Origin of the sequence: Xenorhabdus bovienii (assembly GCF_024721015.1) — a bacterium.
In the GTDB taxonomy this organism is placed as follows: domain Bacteria; phylum Pseudomonadota; class Gammaproteobacteria; order Enterobacterales; family Enterobacteriaceae; genus Xenorhabdus; species Xenorhabdus bovienii.
Genome location: NZ_JANAIF010000015.1, coordinates 33,941 through 54,837 on the forward strand (window position 1 = coordinate 33,941; position 20,897 = coordinate 54,837).

Annotated in this window: 16 protein-coding genes; 10 read left to right on the forward strand and 6 right to left on the reverse strand. The window is 50.4% G+C overall.

What is annotated here, in order from left to right:
* Positions 1-178 precede the first annotated feature (178 nt).
* A complete protein-coding gene (gene hpaR / locus NXS07_RS06220) occupies positions 179-625 on the reverse strand; it encodes a homoprotocatechuate degradation operon regulator HpaR (protein ID WP_038208486.1) in 447 nt (148 codons plus the stop codon).
* A gap of 387 nt (positions 626-1,012) precedes the next feature.
* Here hpaR and NXS07_RS06225 point away from each other — a divergent pair, with 387 nt between their 5' ends.
* The 10 genes from NXS07_RS06225 to hpaA all read left to right on the forward strand — a co-directional run bounded on the left by NXS07_RS06225 (position 1,013) and on the right by hpaA (position 10,872).
* Entirely contained in the window at positions 1,013-1,675 is a 663-nt protein-coding gene (locus NXS07_RS06225) for a fumarylacetoacetate hydrolase family protein (RefSeq protein WP_038223767.1), read from the forward strand.
* Positions 1,672-2,436 (forward strand): fumarylacetoacetate hydrolase family protein, encoded by a 765-nt coding sequence (locus tag NXS07_RS06230; protein ID WP_038195095.1) that lies wholly within the window; start codon positions 1,672-1,674, stop codon positions 2,434-2,436. The genes NXS07_RS06225 and NXS07_RS06230 overlap by 4 nt, the downstream gene beginning before the upstream one ends.
* On the forward strand, positions 2,433-3,899 hold the full coding sequence (gene hpaE, locus NXS07_RS06235) for a 5-carboxymethyl-2-hydroxymuconate semialdehyde dehydrogenase (RefSeq protein WP_258086382.1): 1,467 nt from the start codon (positions 2,433-2,435) through the stop codon (positions 3,897-3,899). The genes NXS07_RS06230 and hpaE overlap by 4 nt, the downstream gene beginning before the upstream one ends.
* A gap of 51 nt (positions 3,900-3,950) precedes the next feature.
* Positions 3,951-4,841 carry a 3,4-dihydroxyphenylacetate 2,3-dioxygenase gene (gene hpaD, locus NXS07_RS06240; RefSeq protein WP_038223770.1) on the forward strand — a complete coding sequence of 297 codons (891 nt, stop codon included), beginning with the start codon at positions 3,951-3,953 and terminating at the stop codon, positions 4,839-4,841.
* A gap of 12 nt (positions 4,842-4,853) precedes the next feature.
* Positions 4,854-5,243, forward strand: coding sequence for a 5-carboxymethyl-2-hydroxymuconate Delta-isomerase (locus tag NXS07_RS06245; protein WP_238125218.1), 390 nt, complete (start codon positions 4,854-4,856; stop codon positions 5,241-5,243).
* Between the two features lie 63 nt (positions 5,244-5,306).
* Positions 5,307-6,791 (forward strand): NAD-dependent succinate-semialdehyde dehydrogenase, encoded by a 1,485-nt coding sequence (locus NXS07_RS06250; RefSeq protein ID WP_038223772.1) that lies wholly within the window; start codon positions 5,307-5,309, stop codon positions 6,789-6,791.
* Between the two features lie 6 nt (positions 6,792-6,797).
* Entirely contained in the window at positions 6,798-7,610 is an 813-nt protein-coding gene (gene hpaH, locus NXS07_RS06255; RefSeq protein ID WP_038208468.1) for a 2-oxo-hept-4-ene-1,7-dioate hydratase, read from the forward strand.
* A gap of 36 nt (positions 7,611-7,646) precedes the next feature.
* Complete coding sequence (gene hpaI / locus NXS07_RS06260) at positions 7,647-8,453, forward strand: 4-hydroxy-2-oxoheptanedioate aldolase (protein WP_038223773.1); 807 nt, start codon at positions 7,647-7,649, stop codon at positions 8,451-8,453.
* 146 nt (positions 8,454-8,599) lie between these two features.
* Positions 8,600-9,967, forward strand: a complete 1,368-nt coding sequence (hpaX, locus tag NXS07_RS06265) for a 4-hydroxyphenylacetate permease (protein WP_258086383.1) — start codon at positions 8,600-8,602, stop codon at positions 9,965-9,967.
* The gene (hpaA, locus tag NXS07_RS06270) at positions 9,967-10,872 is read left to right on the forward strand and encodes a 4-hydroxyphenylacetate catabolism regulatory protein HpaA (RefSeq protein ID WP_038223775.1); all 906 of its coding nucleotides are present in this window, start codon (positions 9,967-9,969) and stop codon (positions 10,870-10,872) included. The genes hpaX and hpaA overlap by 1 nt, the downstream gene beginning before the upstream one ends.
* A gap of 161 nt (positions 10,873-11,033) precedes the next feature.
* Here hpaA and NXS07_RS06275 read toward each other — a convergent pair whose 3' ends face one another.
* The 5 genes from NXS07_RS06275 to NXS07_RS06295 form a co-directional block, all read right to left on the reverse strand.
* Positions 11,034-11,630, reverse strand: a complete 597-nt coding sequence (locus NXS07_RS06275) for a barstar family protein (protein ID WP_155271163.1) — start codon at positions 11,628-11,630, stop codon at positions 11,034-11,036.
* 169 nt (positions 11,631-11,799) lie between these two features.
* The gene (locus tag NXS07_RS06280; RefSeq protein WP_258086384.1) at positions 11,800-16,512 is read right to left on the reverse strand and encodes an RHS repeat-associated core domain-containing protein; all 4,713 of its coding nucleotides are present in this window, start codon (positions 16,510-16,512) and stop codon (positions 11,800-11,802) included.
* Positions 16,513-16,523: 11 nt separating this feature from the next.
* Complete coding sequence (locus tag NXS07_RS06285; protein ID WP_038244136.1) at positions 16,524-16,880, reverse strand: DUF4150 domain-containing protein; 357 nt, start codon at positions 16,878-16,880, stop codon at positions 16,524-16,526.
* Positions 16,873-18,090 carry a DUF2169 family type VI secretion system accessory protein gene (locus NXS07_RS06290; protein WP_258086385.1) on the reverse strand — a complete coding sequence of 406 codons (1,218 nt, stop codon included), beginning with the start codon at positions 18,088-18,090 and terminating at the stop codon, positions 16,873-16,875. The genes NXS07_RS06285 and NXS07_RS06290 overlap by 8 nt, the downstream gene beginning before the upstream one ends.
* Positions 18,091-18,105: 15 nt before the next feature.
* Positions 18,106-20,364, reverse strand: coding sequence for a type VI secretion system Vgr family protein (locus NXS07_RS06295; RefSeq protein WP_438818377.1), 2,259 nt, complete (start codon positions 20,362-20,364; stop codon positions 18,106-18,108).
* Between the last annotated feature and the right edge of the window lie 533 nt (positions 20,365-20,897).

The window sequence follows — 20,897 nt, forward strand, 5'->3', positions numbered from 1 at the left end:
AATTTTTCTACTAATAATCTTTTTCTTATTTGAGCTATTTCAGGCTCAATTTTCCCATCCAGAATAAAAAAACCGCCGCAATAAACTGCTCAAAACACACAGACAGTTCATTCCGGCGGCCTTTACGCCACCATTAATAAATCACTTAATTAATATATTAATGCAGTACGGCTACCGACTACTCATTCTCTGTCTCTATATCTTCCTGAGAGGGGTTTCCGATGGAAGTAAATTCATCCAGCAACGCTAAAAGCTGGGCCAATTTTGCTGGAGAAAAAGCATCCTCAATCGCCTTATAACCCTCATTAACCTGCCCTCTGGCCTGTTCGTAAAGCTCCTGACCAGCCGGTGTCAGGGAAACATACAGCTTACGCTGATCGTTCATTGGCTTTAGGCGGAAGATAAGACCATCACGTTCCATACGCGTCAGAATGCCCGTCAAGCTTGGGCGCAAGATGCAGGTGAGACAAGCTAAATCATGAAAATCAATCGAACGGCTACTCGCAAGTACGCGAATAATACGCCATTGTTGCTCAGTCAAGTTATAACTTTTCAAAATAGGACGGAAAAAACCCATTGCGGTTTCCCGTGCCTGAAGCAATGCAATTGTCAGGGATTCATGCATAAGTAAAGGTGACTCTTAAGTTAACCACTAGTCATTCTCTATAAACTGAACGCGTACGCTACTCATTATAGACAACATAAACGTCAAAAAGACTAACATGGTCATAATTATCTACAAAGGGAAAAGAATTCAACATTAACAAATAAATAAAATTATTTTGCCAAAAAAAAGTTAAAAATAAGTTAAACTCAATGCCAAATGACCTTATGAATTAAGATAACAATTTGATCTTTCTGTGGCAAAAACAATCAATACCAGAATGATGCTACATAGATCACAATTAAAATTAACAATTATATTCACATGTTGAACATTGACGGCAGTTGATTTATTAATATATTAACAAACAATCTTGCGATACGTCGTTCAGGTTTCAAGGAGTTGTTAATGAAAGGCACTGTTTTTGCCGTCGCCCTCAACCACCGCAGTCAACTCGATTTCTGGCATGAGGCATTTGACGAGCTACCTTATAAAACACCACCAAAAACTCCAATTTGGTTTATTAAACCCCGCAATACGGTGATTGGCTCCGGTGATATTATTCCTCATCCCATCGGGGAAACGGTACAAAGCGGTGCAACGCTGGCACTGCTGATTGGCAAAACCGCCCGTAAAGTTTCTATTCAGGATGCAGAGCAATATATCGCGGGTTATGCATTGGCCAATGAGGTCAGCCTGCCAGAAACTTCGTTTTATCGTCCCGCTATCAAAGCAAAATGCCGGGATGGATTTTGTCCAATAGGCCAGATAATCACAACAAAATCAGTGAATTCACTCAAAATCATCACTGAAATCAACGGTCAGGAAGTTGATCGCTGGTCAACCCGCGATCTTATGCGTTCTGCTCCGGAACTCCTGGCGGCATTAAGTGATTTTGCCACGTTAAACGAAGGCGATGTCATCCTGCTCGGCACCCCCCATCAGCGTGTTACTCTCCACCCTAACGACACCGTCACGGTCAAAGCTGAAGGTTTTCCTGCGTTGGAAAATACCGTAGTTTCGGAGGATATCGTTTTGGAAGGAATGGCGCAGGCAGGAGGTCAACCATGAGACAAGCCAGAATTCGTTATCAGAATCAAGAAATGAATGTCATCGTCGATGAACAGGAAAATGTCCTGCTGTCTGATGGATGCGTCGTCAGCGGACACGATGTTTTGTGGCTCCCTCCTGCCAATGGCACCCTGTTCGCATTGGGGCTGAATTATGCCGATCACGCCACAGAGCTGGAATTTAAGCCACCGGAAGAGCCGCTGATCTTCATCAAGGCCGCCAATAGTCTAACCGGCCATCGTCAGGTTTCCGTCCGGCCGGACAATGTGGAATACATGCATTATGAAGCGGAGTTGGTTGTTGTGATTGGCAAACCCACCCGCAATGTTTCCAGAGAACAGGCTATGGATTATGTCGCGGGTTATACCGTCTGTAATGACTACGCCATCCGTGATTATCTGGAAAATTATTACCGCCCCAATCTGCGCGTGAAAAGCCGCGATACGCTCACCCCGATAGGCCCGTGGATCGTGGATAAAAATGAAATAGCCGATCCCCATAACCTGATATTGAGCACCTGGGTCAATGGGGAATTACGTCAACGCGGCACGACGGCAGATCTGATCTTTGATATTCCCTTTCTGATTGCCTACCTGAGCAGTTTTATGACACTACAGCCGGGAGACATGATTGCCACAGGAACGCCGAAAGGGCTGTCAGATGTTGTGCCGGGTGATGAAGTGATTGTGTCAGTCGAAGGTGTCGGGCGTCTGGTGAATCACATTGTCAGCCAGCAAGAATATGAGGAGAACTTGTCATGACCACCATTAATCATTGGATCAACGGCAAGAACGTTGCCAGCAACACCTATTTTGAAACTACCAATCCCGCCACTGGCGAAGTGCTGGCGCAAGTGGCATCCGGTGGGCAGGCAGAAATTGATCAGGCTGTTGCAGCCGCAAAAGACGCGTTTCCCAAATGGGCGGATACGCCAATGAAAGAACGCGCCCGCCTGATGCGCCGTTTAGGGGAGTTGATCGACCAGAATGTACCCGATATTGCCGCGATGGAAACCAAGGATACTGGCCTGCCCATCCACCAGACGCAAAATGTGCTGATCCCGCGCGCTTCCCATAATTTCGATTTCTTCGCTGAAATTTGCCAGCAGATGAACGGGCGGACTTATCCGGTTGATGACAAGATGCTCAACTATACGCTGATCCAGCCTGTCGGGGTTTGTGCGTTGATTTCGCCGTGGAATGTGCCTTTTATGACTGCAACGTGGAAAGTGGCACCGTGTCTGGGGCTGGGCAATACCGCCGTGCTGAAGATGTCTGAACTTTCCCCATTGACCGCCAACCGTCTGGGCGAACTGGCGCTGGAAGCGGGTATTCCGGCTGGTGTGCTGAATGTGGTGCAGGGATATGGCAATACCGCAGGCGATGCGCTGGTAAAACATCATGATGTGCGGGCGATCTCGTTTACGGGAGGAACCGCAACCGGCCGCCGGATTATGCAGAATGCGGGTCTGAAAAAATATTCGATGGAGCTGGGTGGCAAATCCCCCGTTCTGATCTTTGAAGATGCGGATATTGAACGGGCGCTGGATTCAGCGCTGTTCACGATTTTCTCCCTCAATGGCGAACGCTGCACCGCAGGTTCCCGTATTTTCATTCAGGAAAGTATCTACCCCGAATTCGTTAAGCGCTTTGCTGAACGCGCCAATCGCCTGCGTGTAGGCGATCCACAAGATCCGAATACTCAGGTCGGCAGCTTAATCAGTCAATCGCACTGGGAAAAAGTCTCCGGCTATATCCGTCTCGGTATTGAAGAAGGGGCAACGCTGCTGGCTGGCGGCCCTGATAAGCCCGCCGATCTGCCTGAACATCTGAAAAATGGCAACTTCCTGCGGCCAACCGTGCTGGCAGATGTGGATAACCGGATGCGCGTGGCACAGGAAGAGATCTTCGGGCCCGTTGCTTGTCTGCTGCCTTTTAAAAGTGAAGAGGACGGCCTGCGCATGGCGAATGATGTGGAGTACGGCCTGGCGTCTTATATCTGGACGCAGGATGTCAGCAAAGTCTTGCGGCTGGCGCGTAACATTGAAGCCGGCATGGTGTTCGTCAATTCCCAGAATGTTCGCGATCTACGCCAGCCGTTCGGCGGTGTGAAAGCCTCCGGTACCGGGCGCGAAGGCGGGGAATACAGTCTTGAAGTGTTTGCCGAAGTGAAAAATGTCTGTATCTCAATGGGAGATCATCCCATTCCTCGTTGGGGAGTGTAATTGATCCCAGCGTTAACCACGGTTCATCGTCCTGATATCAAGTGAGGATTTATGGGAAAGTTAGCGTTAGCCGCGAAAATTACACATGTACCCTCGATGTATTTGTCCGAAATGCCGGGCAAACATCATGGTTGCCGGCAGGGGGCGATTGACGGGCACAAAGAGATCAGCCGCCGTTGCCATGAAATGGGCGTCGATACGATCATCGTGTTCGATACCCACTGGCTGGTCAACAGTGCCTATCATATCAACTGTGCCGGGCATTTCTCCGGCATTTATACCAGCAATGAGTTACCGCATTTTATTCGCGATATGACTTATGAGTATAACGGCAACCCTGAACTCGGCCGGATGATTGCGGAAGAGGCTCGCCAGATGGGGGTTCGCGCTCAATCACATGAGATCTCCAGCCTGAAATTGGAATACGGCACATTGGTTCCCATGCGTTATATGAACAGTGACCGCCATTTCAAAGTGATTTCAATTTCTGCCTTTTGTACCGTTCATGCCTTTGAAGACAGCCGCAAGCTGGGAGAAGCCGTGTTGCGGGCGATTGAAAAATATGATGGCACGGTAGCAGTGCTGGCCAGCGGCTCGATGTCACACAGTTTCATTGATGATCAGCGCGCGGAGGAAGGGATGAACAGTTACACCCGCGAGTTTGATGAGCAGATGGATCGCCGCGTGGTACAGCTTTGGAAGGAAGGTCAGTTCAAGGAATTCTGCAAAATGCTGCCGGAGTATGCGCAATATTGCCGTGGTGAAGGCAATATGCACGATACAGTGATGCTGCTCGGCCTGCTCGGTTGGGACAAATACGACGGTAAGGTGGAATTTCTCACCGAATTGTTCGCCAGTTCAGGAACAGGGCAAGTAAATGCCGTTTTCCCGCTATCCGATGATGCGGTTAATGAACAAACCGCCGAAAAAATCAGAGCCTGACAGGAGCAGACCATGCCACATTTTTACGCTGAATGTACCGAAAATATCCGTGAAGCCGCCAGATTACCGGCGCTGTTTGCCAACGTGAATCAGGCGCTGGCCGATACGGGAATTTTCCCGCTGGGCGGCATCCGCAGCCGTGCTATTTGGCTAGATACATGGCAAATGGCAGATGGCGAACAAGATTACGCCTTTGTCCACATGACGCTGAAAATCGGCGCAGGACGCAGCCTCGAAGATCGTCAGCAAGTCGGCGAAATGCTGTTTACGTTAATCAAAGCACACTTTGCCGATTTGATGGCACAGCGTTATCTTGGCCTCTCTTTCACAATGGAAGAACTTGATCCGATACTGAATTATAAATCGAATAACGTGCATCAGCTGTTTAAATCAAAAGATTAGACTTAACGAATGGCATAATTCAGCACAATAAAGTTCACCTTTTTGCTTAATGAAGAGAAAACCATGACAAATCATCTAGAGACATTACTGCTGCGCCAACAGGCTTATATCAATGGTCAATGGGTTGATGCGCATAATAAAACGACTTTTGCCGTTACCAATCCCGCCAATGGCGAAGTTATTGCCAATGTCAGTGATATGGGTTCCGCAGAGACACAGCAAGCCATTGAAGCCGCCCAGACTGCCCTTCCCGCATGGCGAGCATTGACTGCCAAGCAGCGCAGCCAAAAGCTCAAACAATGGTTCCAGCTAATCATGGATAACCAAAAATCGTTAGCGGAACTGCTGAGTGCCGAACAGGGAAAACCCCATGCGGAAGCGATGGGAGAAATTGCCTATGGTGCCAGTTTTATCGAGTGGTTTGCGGAAGAAGGTAAACGCATTTATGGCGAAACTATCCCATCACCGATGCCGGGTCGCCGTCTCGCGACCATCAAACAGCCGATTGGCGTTGTCGCCGCGATTACGCCGTGGAATTTCCCCAATGCCATGATCACCCGTAAGGTTAGCCCGGCACTGGCCGCTGGTTGTACGGTTGTACTGAAACCTGCCGCAGAAACTCCACTGTCTGCGCTGGCGTTGGCAGTTCTGGCTGAACAGGCTGGCATTCCAGCGGGTGTCCTGAATATTGTCACTGGTATGGATGCCAAAGTGATTGGCGAAACACTGACTTCAAGCCCGATCGTGCGCAAACTCTCTTTTACCGGCTCTACCCGCGTTGGCAAGTTACTGATGGCGCAAAGTGCCGATACCGTCAAGAAGCTTTCCCTTGAACTCGGCGGCAATGCGCCTTTTATTATTTTTGATGATGCAGATCTTGATGCTGCTGTGGAAGGCGCGATGGCGACGAAATTCCGCAACAGCGGGCAGACTTGTGTCTGTGCCAACCGGATTCTGGTACAAGAAAGCGTCTATGATGCATTTGCTGAACGTCTGGTTCATGCCGTCAAACAACTTCGCGTTGGGCCAGCCCATAGCGATTCATCACAACCTGCGTCACAACAAGGGCCGCTGATTAATCAGGCTGCCGTGGAAAAAATACAGGCGCATATCAGCGATGCCGTTTCCAACGGCGCACGCATTCTGGCCGGCGGCAAGTCCCACACATTGGGCGGATTATTCTTTGAACCCACCGTGCTGGCCGATGTGGATGGTTCAATGCGGGTCAGCCATGAAGAAACCTTCGGCCCACTGGCGCCGCTGTTCAAATTCCGCGATGAAGAAGAAGCCATTCGCCTCGCCAACGATACAGAGTTTGGCCTCGCGGCTTATTTCTATTCCCGCGACATTGGCCGAATTTACCGGGTGGCAGAAGCACTGGAAAGCGGCATGGTCGGCATTAATGAAGGTTTGATTTCCAACGAAGTGGCTCCATTCGGGGGCATAAAACAATCTGGTCTGGGGCGTGAAGGTTCGCGCCACGGTATCGAAGATTATTTAGAAGTGAAATACCTCTGTTTTGGGGGATTGGGCGCTAAAGGAGCTTAACACGCTATGCAACAGCAGCTACAGCAAGAAGTCGTATCACAGGTTGCACGCCGTTTACATCAGGCAGAAAAAAAACGAGAGCAGATCCGGCAAATTTCACTGGATTACCCAGAGATAACGATTGAAGACGCCTACGCCATTCAACGTGAGTGGGTCAATCTGAAAATCGCGGAAGGCCGAGTACTCAAGGGGCATAAAATCGGCCTGACATCCCGAGCCATGCAAGTCAGTTCACAAATTGAGGAACCGGACTATGGCGCATTACTGGATGATATGTTTTTTCAGGACGGCAGTGATATTCCCTGCGAACGCTTTATTGTGCCGCGCATTGAGGTAGAGCTGGCCTTCGTGCTGGCAAAACCTCTTCGTGGCCCAAACTGTACGCTGTTTGATGTCTATAACGCGACAGATTACATCATTCCGGCGCTGGAGTTGATCGATGCCCGCTGTCACAATATCGATCCTGAAACCCAGCGCCCGCGTAAGGTGTTCGATACGATTTCTGATAATGCGGCCAATGCCGGTGTCATCATGGGCGGACGTCCCATCAGGCCGGATGAGCTGGATCTGCGCTGGGTCAGCGCCCTGCTCTATCGCAATGGGGTGATTGAAGAATCCGGCGTAGCAGCTGCAGTGCTTAACCATCCCGCCAATGGTGTCGCTTGGTTGGCTAATAAACTGGCTCCGCATGGTGTTCAGCTTGAAGCCGGTCAGATTATTCTTGGCGGCTCCTTTACCCGCCCGGTGCCTGCCCGCAAAGGCGATACTTTTCATGTGGATTACGGTGCAATGGGTTCAATCAGCTGCCACTTTGTTTAAGGCCAGACGTTAAAGTCGAAGTTTGAAGGTGAGTCAATGGATCTGTTAACCAATAGATTTAAACAAGCCCTGCAAGCAGGGCATCCACAAATCGGTTTATGGCTTGGCCTGTGCAGTTCATACAGCGCGGAAATTCTGGCAGGAACAGGATTCGACTGGCTGCTGATTGATGGCGAACACGCGCCCAATCATATCCCCTCAATCCTGACCCAGTTGCAGGCGATTGCGCCCTATCCAAGCCAGCCGGTTGTTCGCTCACCGTGGAACGATCCGGTGCTTATTAAGCAACTTCTCGATATCGGCGCACAGACGTTGCTGGTGCCGATGATTCAGAACGCAGAGCAAGCCCGCGAAGCCGTGCGTGCGACCCGCTATCCGCCCGCTGGCATTCGGGGCGTAGGCAGTGCACTGGCAAGGGCTTCCCGCTGGAATCGTATTCCCGATTATCTGGTTCGCGCCAACGATGAAATCTGTGTTTTGGTACAAGTGGAAACTCGCGAAGCCCTGCGCAATCTGCCAGAAATTCTGACCGTTGAAGGTGTCGATGGCGTATTTATTGGCCCTGCCGATCTCAGTGCGGATATGGGCTATTCCGGTAACCCTCAGCACCCTGAAGTCAAAGCGGCCATTGAGCAGGCTATCTGTCAGATAGCGGCATCAGACAAAGCAGCAGGGATTTTAATGACCCATGTCGAAACGGCGGAACACTACCTTAATCTGGGCGCACGGTTTGTTGCCGTCGGGGTCGATACAACATTGCTGACAACAGCGGCTCACTCGCTGGCGGTACGCTTCGGCAAAAAACAGGAGAATGTAACCCCGCCTTCATTGAGCACTTATTAACTCATTCTGATTACTGATAAATAACACCACAATCGGTATTCCTACATGGCAGATGTCGATCGCCGCATCTGCCAGCACAGTGATAGTTTTCATGCCAGTTTCCATAAAAACGCGACACGCATCGTATAATAAAAAAGGTAACGACAATGAGCAGCCCACCTGAAGCCATACAAGAACCAGAGAACCCGGCTTACCCACCTCAAAAACTCACCTACCGGCAGCAAAATGTCATCAACAAATTGTTCCGACGCTTGATCCTGTTTTTATTTGTTCTATTTGTGTTTTCCTTTCTGGATCGCATCAATATCGGCTTTGCCGGTCTGACGATGGGAAAAGATCTCGGCCTGTCGTCTACGATGTTTGGGCTGGCTGCTACGCTGTTTTACGCAACTTACGTGATTTTCGGCATTCCCAGTAACGTGATGCTCAGTATTGTCGGCGCCCGTCGCTGGATCGCCACCATTATGGTGCTGTGGGGGATCGCTTCTACTGCCACGATGTTTGCCACTGGCCCAACAAGCCTGTATATCCTGCGTATGCTGGTAGGCATTGCGGAAGCGGGTTTCCTGCCGGGGATTCTGGTCTACCTGACTTATTGGTTTCCCGCCTATTACCGCGCCCGCGCTAATGCCCTGTTTATGATCGCGATGCCGGTCACAATGGCGTTTGGCTCGCTGGCCTCTGGTTATATTCTGGAAATGGATGGCATCTGGGATCTGCGTGGCTGGCAATGGCTGTTTTTGCTGGAAGGCTTCCCTTCTGTTCTGCTCGGTTTTGTCGTCTGGTTCTATCTGGATGACTCACCGGAAAAAGCCAAATGGCTGACGCGTGAAGATAAACAGTGTCTTCAGGAAATGATGGATCGCGATGAACTTTCGCAGGTACAATCCAATGGCCCTGCCAGCCCCAAAACCAGCCTGTGGCGTGAAGTTTTAACCTCGATTGTACTGATGTATACCTTCGCTTATTTCTGCCTGACCAATACTCTGAGCGCCATTAATATCTGGACGCCGCAAATTATGCAGAGTTTCAATCAGGGGAGCAGTCACGTGATGATTGGCCTGCTGACTGCTATTCCCCAATTCTGCACTATCTTGGGCATGATTTACTGGAGCCGCCGTTCAGACCGTCTGCAAGAACGGAAAATGCACACTGCCCTGCCCTATCTGTTCGCAGCAGCAGGCTGGATTTTGACCTCACTGACTAACCACAGCATGGTGCAACTGCTGGGGATTATCATGGCTTCTACTGGGTCATTTACGGCCATGGCGGTATTTTGGACTACGCCGGATCAATCCATCAGCCTGCGCGCCCGTGCCATTGGGATCGCCGTCATCAATGCCACAGGTAATGTGGGTTCTGCTGTCAGCCCGCTGTTGATCGGCTGGCTAAAAGATCAAACGGGCAGTTTCAACTCAGGCCTCTATTTCGTCGCCGGGTTGCTGATTATCGGGGCTTTGATGGTCTCATTTATCCCGATGAAGCAAACGCAGCGCTCAGGAGATAACTATTGATGCCAGCCTCCAACACAAGCAAAGCCATTATTACCAATATTGATATCAGTAAAGACTATGATGAAACGCAGGGATCTGACGATGTGCATTATCAAACTTTTGGTCGCATGGCTGCGTTCTTTGGCCGTGATATGCAGGCGCATCGTCATGACGGTTTTTTTCAACTTCACTATCTGGTGACCGGACGGATTGAGCTGCAACTGGATGAGCTACGTTATTCAGTACAAGCACCGCTGTTTATCCTGACACCTCCTTCGGTTCCCCACGCCTTCTTTACGCAGGAAGATACCGACGGTTATGTCCTGACGGTGCGTCAAGCATTGATTACACCGCTGCTCAATTCGCTCTACCCCATCCATCGGGAATTGGTTGATATTCCAGCCATCTGCCTTTCTGTGGCAGATAAGCCCGATGAATTGGCGACATTCAATCACTATTGGGCGTTGATCGGGCGTGAATCCGCCAACCAATTCGCAGGACGTGAACAATCACTGGCATTTCTGGCGCAATCACTGTTCACTTTTCTGCTGCGCAGCATTCCCCTTGATGATCATCGCTCTGGTGGGGTAAGAGGCGAACTAAAACTGTTTCAGCGTTTTAACCAATTGATTGATCAGCATTATCATCAGCATCTTGCTGTACCGGAATATGCGGAAAAACTGGGAATTACGGAATCTCGCCTTAAAGATATGTGTCGAAGGTTTGCCAATCGGCCACCCAAAAAATTGATTTTTGACCGACTGTTACGGGAAGCAAAACGGCTGCTGCTGTTTAGTGACAGCCCGGTGTTTGAAATTGCGTATCAGCTTGGGTTTAAAGATCCGGCTTATTTTACGCGTTTTTTTAATCGGTTAATGGGGTGTGCACCAAGTGTTTGGCGGGAGAGGAGTGTGAATGGGGGGTGAAACAAACTCCTGCTTTTGCCTAGTGACACATCTCGCATTTAACAGCCAGCACTGGAACACATCGTCAATTCTTGGATCAGTCGTTGTGATCATTGCCAACGAGCCGCTCTTAAAAGAACAAAGCCGGAAGATCATGGGGATCTTTCCGGCTAATTATGTAATTACTTTTTGTTAATATTACATTTTCTATCTACTAAAATTCTCATGAAAGTATCATAGTAATTGCAATCAGGAGGACTAATTCTTTCTAAAAAAAGTCTTAATTTATTCGTATTTTCAATATAAATATTAATTTCTGATTTTTCATAGCTAAGATCACTCAATAAATCATCAAATCCATGGAAATCTCTACCTATATATCCTCTTTTACCCCAAAATGCTTCTCCGAGCATGCAAAAGAAATCAAGATAATTATTGACTCCCTCTAAGTTTAGTGAAGCATTGAGTATTTTATTTTGTTCTGGAGGAAAAATTTGCTGCCAGTATAAACTTGCGGTTAACCATAAATTTTTTGCTTCTATGCATTTGTTGTTTTTCCAGTAGAGAACATCATTTCCTTTAACCCACTCTTTTAAAATAGCAGTAATGGTAAGAGGTGGCTCATCAGAAGTTTTTATTACTAATGAAAACTCTTGACAGTTTGTTAGAGTATTTTCTTTTTCTATTATATAACCATTAAATTCATAAACACATATGTCATTGATATAATAGGATATAGTAACAGTGTCTTCTTTTTTTACCTTGACACTATTCTGCATCTTTATTTCTCTTGATCTTAATAGAACCAATTCGAAATTATCGCCCTCATGATTACTCAAGTGAAGAAAGTCAATGTTATCGGCTATAGCGCATTCTACGTCATTTATATATAAAAAATATTTACTGTGAATCATAGTGTTGCCATTCTGTTGAATAAATTAATGTTTATTATTTCACTGGCTTGTGTCCTGGATATTTACCTCCATCGGGGTACCAAGGACTCGGAAATTTATAGACTTTTTCGTAATCATGATTTAATGCGTATCCATATATTTTTTGACCATTCGGTAAAGTTTGTTCTACTATGCGATGGTGTGGATCAATCCCTTTTCCTGAGTGAACAACTTGCCATTCTTTAGCTCCTATCCAGAATTTATTCGTTTTTCCTTTTCTATCTTCTAGGGTTTTTTGAATTCCAGTATCCTTATGTACCCTTGGGGTACCTTTTCCTGTGATTATATTTTCATATTCATTGGAAACACTTTTAGGAACAGGATTTTTTGAAGACAGCTTAAGCTGCTTACCACAATCATCACCCGCCAGTCCCAGCGGATCAATGAAGTTAACCGGATTATGGACGTAAGAGTACGGATTCACGCCCCCCATCAATCCTATCGGGTCGGGCGAAATATATTGCGCGGTTTCCGGCGAATAATACCGAAAGCGGTTATAGTATAACCCGCTCTCCTCATCCTCATACTGCCCCATAAACCGCAGGTTACAGCTAACATGATAATCCGGATTATTGGAAGCGATGACCTGCGATTTCTCCGCTTTCCCCCACGTGGTCAGCCGCTGCGCCCAGACCAGTACCCCTTCCTCGGACAACATTTCGCGGGGCGTGCCCTGATGATCACTGACAATATAGTGCAGCTTGCCTTTTTCAACACGTGCTGACGGCGTTAATGAACCGGGTTCATAGAGCCAGCGGATGCGTTGATCTTCTACTGGCGTACCATCGGCGTAAATCGGTGTTTCTTCGATAAGCTGGTCACCACTCCACAGGTAATCCTGTCCCATGATGGCATCGGCTCTCGGCGTTAAATCCGGTTTACCATTCAGCCAGCGCTGCAAATTGGCGGCAGTCAGCTTACCATCGTGTACTTTCAGCTTCCGAATTCTTCTGCCAAAAGCATCGTAGCGATAATGCCAGCGCGATCCATCCGGTGTTTCACAGTGGGTGAGCTGGTTTTGGGTGTCCCAGCGGTAGCGCCAGATTTGCGGGCGGAAGCCGTCACGTTGTTCGGTTTTTTCCACCAGACGCCCATTGTCATCATAGCGATAGCGGATATCCCCTTGCTGCACCACGCGCCCGGCTTTCTGACGCTGCGTAATTTGTGCCACCGCGCCCCGCGCATCGGTCGGCAGATGTTGGCTCAGGTTACCGTTAGTATCATAGCTGAATTGTTCTTCATGCGGACGTGCCCCCTCGAACAGGGTATGCAGTATTTGGTCGTTGGCATTGTAACGGTAACGGGTTTGCCCCCAGCGGCTGTCGTCAATCACCCGCACATTATGGGCACGGTCATATTGCCAGCTCCGGTTGACGGCAGTCGCTTGTGGCGGGAAATGCGGGTCATTTTGTGCCAGCGTTTCCCTGAAAAATTGGGTGGCTTGCCCTGCCGACTGATGTGCCAGCAAACCGATTGCGGTGTAGCGGCTGGCGAGGATAAACCCGTTGGCACTTTCCCGCACCATTTCCCGTCCCAGTGCATCATGCTGGAATGTCAGTGGCGCATGCTGGTTAAGCTGAAAGTGATTCAGACTTCCCGACAGGTTATAACCAAAGTGCAGGGTATTGCCATCCACACTTTCACTGACTGGCCGCCCGGTCAGGTTATCCCATTTGCGCGTGATTTCCCGCCCGTTGATACGCTCACAAGTCGGCAGGCCAGTAGTTTTGTCGTACTCATACTCGACGGTAACATCGGCATGAGTGGCTTTCACCAATTGATACCGTTGATTGTATTCGTAAGTGGTGGTGTCTTTAAGCACCCGTTGGTTTTCTTCCGGCTGCCAGCTTTCCTGTTTAATCAGTGAACCGGCAGCAGAGTAGTGCCAGCGAAGTTGTTGACCCTCGGGATATTGTGCCTGAATGCGGCGGCCTAGCTTATCGTACTGATAATCAATAGTACGCCCGGTAAAATCAGTTTCCCGGATAATCTGACCCGCCACATCCCGTTCATAACGGTAGGTTTCGCCAGTGGAAGCGGTCACGGACTTCAAGCGGGTCAGACGGTCATAGCCAAAGCGCAAGATAGTGCCATCGGGTCGGGTCACCTGATTGAGCAGGTCAAACGCGCCGTAAGTGTAGCGGGTGGTACGGCCTTCGCCGTCAGTAACCGCCACCACGCGCCGTTCACTGTCATAGGCCAGTTGCTGCGTGGTGCCATCCGGCAGTTCCACTTCGGTCAGGCTGCCGTTAAGGCTGGCGTGGGCGTCGCTATAACGGTAGTGAGTCTGCTGTTTGAGGGCATCGGTGAGTTGGCGCAGATGACCCAGCTCGTCCAGTTGCAAATTGGTTGTCTGGCCATCTGGCGTCACCACCGCCGCCAGCCGCTGCTGTTCGTCATAGGCGTAATGCCACTGGCGACCATCCGGCAGCAGGCGCTGACGTAATTCACCGTGGGTGCCGTATTGGTATTCTTCTTTGTGCCCCAACGGATGAGTCAGTGCCGTCAGATTACCCAGCTCATCATAGTGAAATTGCCAACGCTCACCCGTCGGCCGGACACTGTCGATGAGCTGCCCGTGTTCGTCATAACCATAGGCGAAAGTTTCGCCCGTCGGCAGCTTCACTTCGGTCAGCGCCCCGTCAGGGTTGTAATCGAATGTGGTTATCCCACCTGCCCGATCGGCTTCCCAGACAATTTGGCTATGGCGCCACTGGCGGCGGATAATGCGCCCCAGCGGATCGACTTCACGGACAACCAACCCGTTGTGATCGTAATGGTATTGGGTTTCACCGCCTTCGCCGTCCCGATAGGTGGTGATACGCGCCTGATCATCATAGTGGAAATGGTCACACCAGTAACCGCGGGGAGAAGTGGTGCTGAGTACCCGTCCTTGTTCATCATAAGTCAGGCTTAAATCGGTCTGGTCGGTATCGTGCCAGCGGATCATCCACCCCTGTGCGTCGTATTCATGCCACAGGTGGTTATGCTGAAACGCGTCACATTCATGCAGGTAACCTTGCGGATCATAGTGACAGGTCACCAGCCGTTGTTGCTTTTGCTGGTCAAGATAGTCTACGGTTTGGAGGTATTGATTCTGATAACCCAGAATCAGCCGGAAACCATCGGTGCGCGTGACTTCAATCAGTTGCGACTGTTTATTGTAGATAAACCGGATCGCGTTCTGACGGCGATCGGTGATCGCGGATAATTTACGGATAGATCCGACGGCATGATTGAAGTGGTAGGTAAGCTGGGACTGGCGATCGGTCAGTTGCAGTTCGCCATTCAACTCACCGGTCAGCACGTAATGAGGAATATGCTGGTTACGGGAGAGCACCTGATTTTTGGGTGTGCTGAAATCGTAGATCACGCCGTCGGCATCGGTGAAATTTACCTTACCATTGACCCGTTTCAACTGACGTGACCAGTCATCCGCCCATTTAGGGCCAAACAAGCCGTTTAAGTTGGCGGTGGAGCGATAAGTACGGGTCAGGGTAATCGGCAATAATCCGGGGATAGCAATAACTGGCCAGACTTGCAGGAAGTCACCGGTAGCCATATCGACAGGTTCACCTTCCGTTTTACAAGTCCCGTTACAGCTTCCGTCTTTGTCGGTAGACTTGTTATCAACATGGTCTTCTTTAGCGTTTTGGGGTTTATCGTGTGAGGACGTGGCAGTTTTCGGCGATTGGCCTTCGATTTTGGCACCTTCTACGGCTTTGGCTTCCTCAGTAAGCACTTTTCTTTCAGCTTTGGTCGCCGCAGTACTGACTTTGTTGGCGGCAGAAGCTAATTCAGTCGCGCCCTTTTTGATAACGTCGATTTTCCGGGCAGGCAAACCAATGGTTTCGAGAACCTGAATATCAAGTATCCCCGCTTCTTGTGCCCGGTTGCTGGACGTGGCTTTCCAGTCATTCAGATTAAATTCCCCACTTTGCTTTTTCTGAATATCTGCGACTTCACGGACCGTCTTCGCTTTTTCGGTTTCGCCATAGATTTCAAGCCACCGGGCTGTATCCTCCGAATCTTTGGCGCTTTCAAAATAAGCCCCCTGGATATAGGATTCTGCTGTGCCAACCACGGTATTATAGGCACCTTTTAGCTGGCCTTTCGCCCGCTCAAGCGGATGTTTTATCCCTTCAGCATGATTAATCGCCTTCTCATGCGCCCAATCAACGACGCCGTCTTTGGCTTCCACCATTGCCGCCCACGCTTTTGCCCGCCAACTTTTTTCTGCCGGTGTTTCTGCTTGAGGAAGGGGATTGGCTTCGGTCGCGGGTACTTGCGCTGGGCCGGCCTGAGCGGTAATTATTCCGGGGGTGTTCCCCGTCCCGGTCGGACTGTCATCGCGGGCTTTGGCCGGTAAGGGGGAATTGGGTTGAGGGTATTCAGGCCCTTTTGTTTTTTCCTTTTCTTCCCACTCCTTCAGCGGAAACTCACCGCTTTTGAATTTGTCAACGGCATCCTGTGCTGTTTTTTTAAAATACTGCTCTTCGAATTTTGCGTCTTCGTCATTGTAGTATTCATCTAATCCCGGATCGTCCCCGTAAGCACCATAATATTTGCTGCTTTGTGGATAGAGCGTATCGACCTTGCTCAGTGCGGTTTCCGCCTCAGCCTGTGTCCGAATATTAAATTCCTCACAAAATTCCTTGCCTGCATAAACAGTGGGTGTCACAACCAGCGTCGAAGATTTTTCTGCCATGGTTTCCTTCCTTATGCCCCGTTCATCCAAAATTTATCCCCGTGACGCAGCACCAGTTTGTTGCCAGCCCGTACCGTCTTGGTATGCTCCTGCGGATGGCATTTACCGCCGACCGTGCCGCTTTTGACACCATTCGCCACACCGGGCTGGTCACCGATGGTGGTGGGGACAAAACTGCGGGCAAACACCACCACTGGCTTGCCATTGGCACGCACGGAGGGCACCGGTGACGAGCTGTCCGCCAGTTTTGCTACCACTGGATAGGGTATCGGGGGCGTTGAGGGGCCCATCGGGGTTTTACACACGTCCGGCAGCATGCCGACAATCATCCAGCTGCCCGCAGTGCGGGCGATGTAGTTATCAGCCATCCTTTTTCTCCTCTTCCAGGGGTGCCAGTTTAAGCAACGGTGCCTCCGGGTTGATTTCAAACCGCGCTTCGGCAACCCGTACAGGCAGGTCGGTTTTAAAATTCAGTCGGCAGGTCAGGTACAGTGTTTTAGCGTCGCTGTCGAGAATTAACGTGTCAGGGCGCATCGGGACGGGCAGCAACATGCCGTTGTGCATCCGCAGCAGAATAAACGGGCGGTGTCCCGGCAGGGTGACATGTAGGTTGCCACCGGGGGTCATGCCCTGCAGGTGCAGCGAGAGGTTGGTTTCCGGCCAGTCGATCTGCTGGTCAGTGGGTGCACCGTTCCAGTAGGCGAAGTCAAAATCTTTTGGCAGGTAAGGGTGACGGTGTGCCAGCCAGTTATCATCGTAAGTGCCGGCCAATGTGCGGCGGGGCAGCCACGGACGGCCGATAAAGCCCATGCCCTGCGGTTGGCTGGCTGGGGTATCGACAGGCAGTGTTCCCCCTAGTTGAGCTGCAAAAAGTTGGGCAGTGAACTCAGCATCCGGCCGGATAATACGCGGCGCAGGGTAACGGGTGAGCTGTTTCGCGTTGGCGTACCACGGAGTGATAAACCCCGTTCCCAGCGGATTGGTTTCACAAACGGCATGAGCGGCAGGCGCATTTTTCCCGTCTGAATGCTGCTGGCGCTGTTCCGGTGTCAGACGATCACTTTCCTTGAGGTATTCGTTCGCTTTATCACCTGCCTGAATTTTGCATTCACCACCAAAGGCATAGCGATAATCCAACGGCAGCGTTGCAAAAGGTTTCGGGTCGGTTAGTTGCCAGTTGCCATCCGCATCGCGAATAAACTCCCGCTCGCCGGTCACAGTCAGGGTTTTGTCGAGCAGGATCTGGCCCTGCTTGGTTTGTACCTGCAACTGCACAGGAAATTCGGTACAGGGTTTACCTTCCGGCGCATAAGCCGTGCCGTTGACAATCACGTCACAGCGAGGTTTAAACGGGGCAAGGTCACTCTCCTGCAACACCTGTGAGGCATTCATCTGTCCACGGTATTCATCCTGTAAACACAGGGGAGGCGCGGGCAGTAATTCCGCACTGTATTCCCCCTGTCCGGTAGGCAGTAGCTGGTAGCCGATTTTCATGACCGCGACGTGATGCTCGGTATCTTCGATATCGAGCATCTGATAGTTCATCACGGCAAAGGGAGTCAGGTTACGAAATTCCATCTCAGTCTGTCCTTCTTAGTTCAGGTCGATGTCTTTACCGGTGATTTGCACCGGGCCACTGGCTTCAAATTTGAGCTCACTGCCCTGAAGGGTGATACGTCCGGCACTGTCCATGCGCAACACACTCAGGCCGCAGCGCAGCTCAATTACATCGCCGGCCGTGATGGAAAGGGTATGGGTGATGGTCTCTGTCTTGTGTGCACCGACCTCAATAATGTAGTTCTGGCCAGTGATCAGTTTTCGCACCTCTTTCACCGTTTCTGTACTGTTGAGTGTGACCGTTTCCTCTTTGTTCTCATTGACCCTGATGGTCTGGTTTTTCTCCACGGTTTCGCTGTGGTTGGCGATCACATGGGTATCGCGGTCGTTGAGCACCTTGGTGTACATGTCCTTCTGCGCGTGCAGTGACAGCAGTTCGCTGCCCTTGGCATCCTCAAACAGCAGTTCGTTGTAGCCCTGTCCCTTGTGAGTTTTGGAGCGGAACGCCATCTGGGTTTTGCTGCCCGGCAAGGCACCCGGCGGGATGTTGCTGGCATGGTAAGTACGCCCGGTCACTATCGGCTGGTCGGGGTCGCCGTGTAGGAAATCCACCACCACTTCCTGTCCGATACGTGGGATGGCCAGCATTCCCCAGCCTTGCCCTGCCCACGGTTGAGTCACCCGTATCCAGCAGGAACTCTGGTCGTTGGATTTGCCGTAGCGATCCCACGGGAATTGCAGGCGCACGCGCCCGTACTGGTCACAGAAGATTTCTTCACCGGCTGGGCCGACCACCTTAGCGATTTGTGGGCCATCAACCACCGGTTTGGGCAGCGGAGCCGGGCGCCAGTTCTGATTCTGACGGATGAAATAGAAGTGGCTGTGCAGCGTGGTGCCGCTGTCGCCGGTTTTCGTTTCAAGGGCACCCGGCTGGCTGCCGCTGTGGCTGGTGGAGACGGTCTGCCATGACTGATTCAGGTCTGCCCGGGGATGGTTATCAAGGATAAACAGCTTGCCCGGCTGCAGGGTTATCGCATTGCCGCTGCCCTGTCCCATCATTGCATCGCTACGCAGCGCTTCCAGCCGGTAGCGGGTAAAATCCTTGCCATGTGCTTCGTCCTTGAAGCGACCGGGGTAGTCGTAGTGCTCGTAGTACAGTTGTTGCAGATTTTCGTCCCGCATCTGTTGGTGAAATTCCGCCGGCCACGCTGGATTCTTGAAGGTGTAATCCTTAAGCTGGACCTGCGCCGGCCGCACCTGTGCGCTGCATGTCAAGCTGCTGATGGCAGGTTCACCCCCGGTGCTGACTTCACCGGGCTGATAAGGGATCACTATGCCCGGCGGGACTGAACCGCAGTCGTCGGCAAAGACCAGCGTGTTGCGCCCGTTACTGCATTCGAAGAAGTAGAAAATGCCCTCTTCCGCCGTTAACCGTTGCAGGAAGGCAAAGTCACTTTCCTGATACTGCACGCAGAATTCGCGCGCCGGGTGAGGATGGCGCAGGCTGAAGATCACATCGCGGATGTTGTGTTCTTTCAGGAGAGTGGTGAGGATGGTGGCGATATCCTGCTGCTGGAAAATGCGCGAGTTCTGTCTCAGGGTCGTACGCCACAGGTCAGGGCGGATAGTCATTTGGTAGGTAGTCTGGTGCAACCCGGTATTACCCTGCTCAAAGCGGGAAACGATCCCCGTGATGCTGCGTTGTTCGATACCGTTTTGCAGAATGGTCAGCGTGGCGGTGCGATCCAGTACTGCCGGAAAATCGATAGCCGGGTCGGCGCTCGCCAGTCCCACACTCAGGCTGAACGGCTGAGAAAAACTTTCGTTCAGCGTGAAATCGGTCACGACAAACGTCTGCGGCGGTAAGCCGCCTGCGGTCAAGGTAAATTGCAGGCCACTTGGGTCACGCCCTCCCATCAGCATCTGGGCGGCTTTTTCCAGCGCTTTGGTGGCCGCATTCTGCCCCCCGGCTGCGCGTTCTGCCAGCCCCTTTCCACCGGTAAAACCGCCACCCGGGATTAAGCCCGCGGTGCTTGTCATGCCGCTGCCTGAACGGCCGCCTATTCCGCCGGCAAAACCGCCGCCCGGAATTAAGCCCTCCGCGCCTGACATGCCGCTCCCTGAATGTCCGCCTATTCCGCCGGTAAAACCGCCACCCGGAATTAAGCCTGCCGTGCCTGACATGCCGCCGCCCAATTTGCCTGCAACCTGTTTCGCTTTCTGAACAGCCTCTTGCCCCTGTTGAACAAGGGAGTGTCCTTTCTTCAATTTATCGATGTTCTTCTTTATTGACATGATGTGTCTCCCTGAGATGATGGAACGTTATGTAATAGGCATCCCGCCTGATAGCAACGCAGGCCATAACATTTGGGCACCGGATTTAAATCTAACTCACCTTGTCTCCGACAAATTGGTTAATTCAGGACGCAATACGTTGTCTTTCGATAATTTGATGGGACTCTGTGTCCGAATATATCGGCTGATCCGTGATAAATAAAATGGGGGCAATAATAAATAACGAAGGAGTAAAGACCAAATTAAATCAAGTGAAATAAAAAACGGCATCCGACAATAGCAGCGTAAAAAATTAAAATTATTGTTGTTGAAAAATAATATTTTTAGATAATGTATATAATTAGTGAATCGAACCGTTTAATATTTAATCATAAAAGGTGTTTTTTTCGTAACATCATGAAGTAAAAATAAAAAATAGGTAATAGTTTTGACAAAATCATGATCATTCTTATTTTATGATCTTTATCACAAAAAAGACTATTTTTAGCAATGAGGTTTTTATTTTCTGTCTTTTTTATTTAATGAAAAAAATC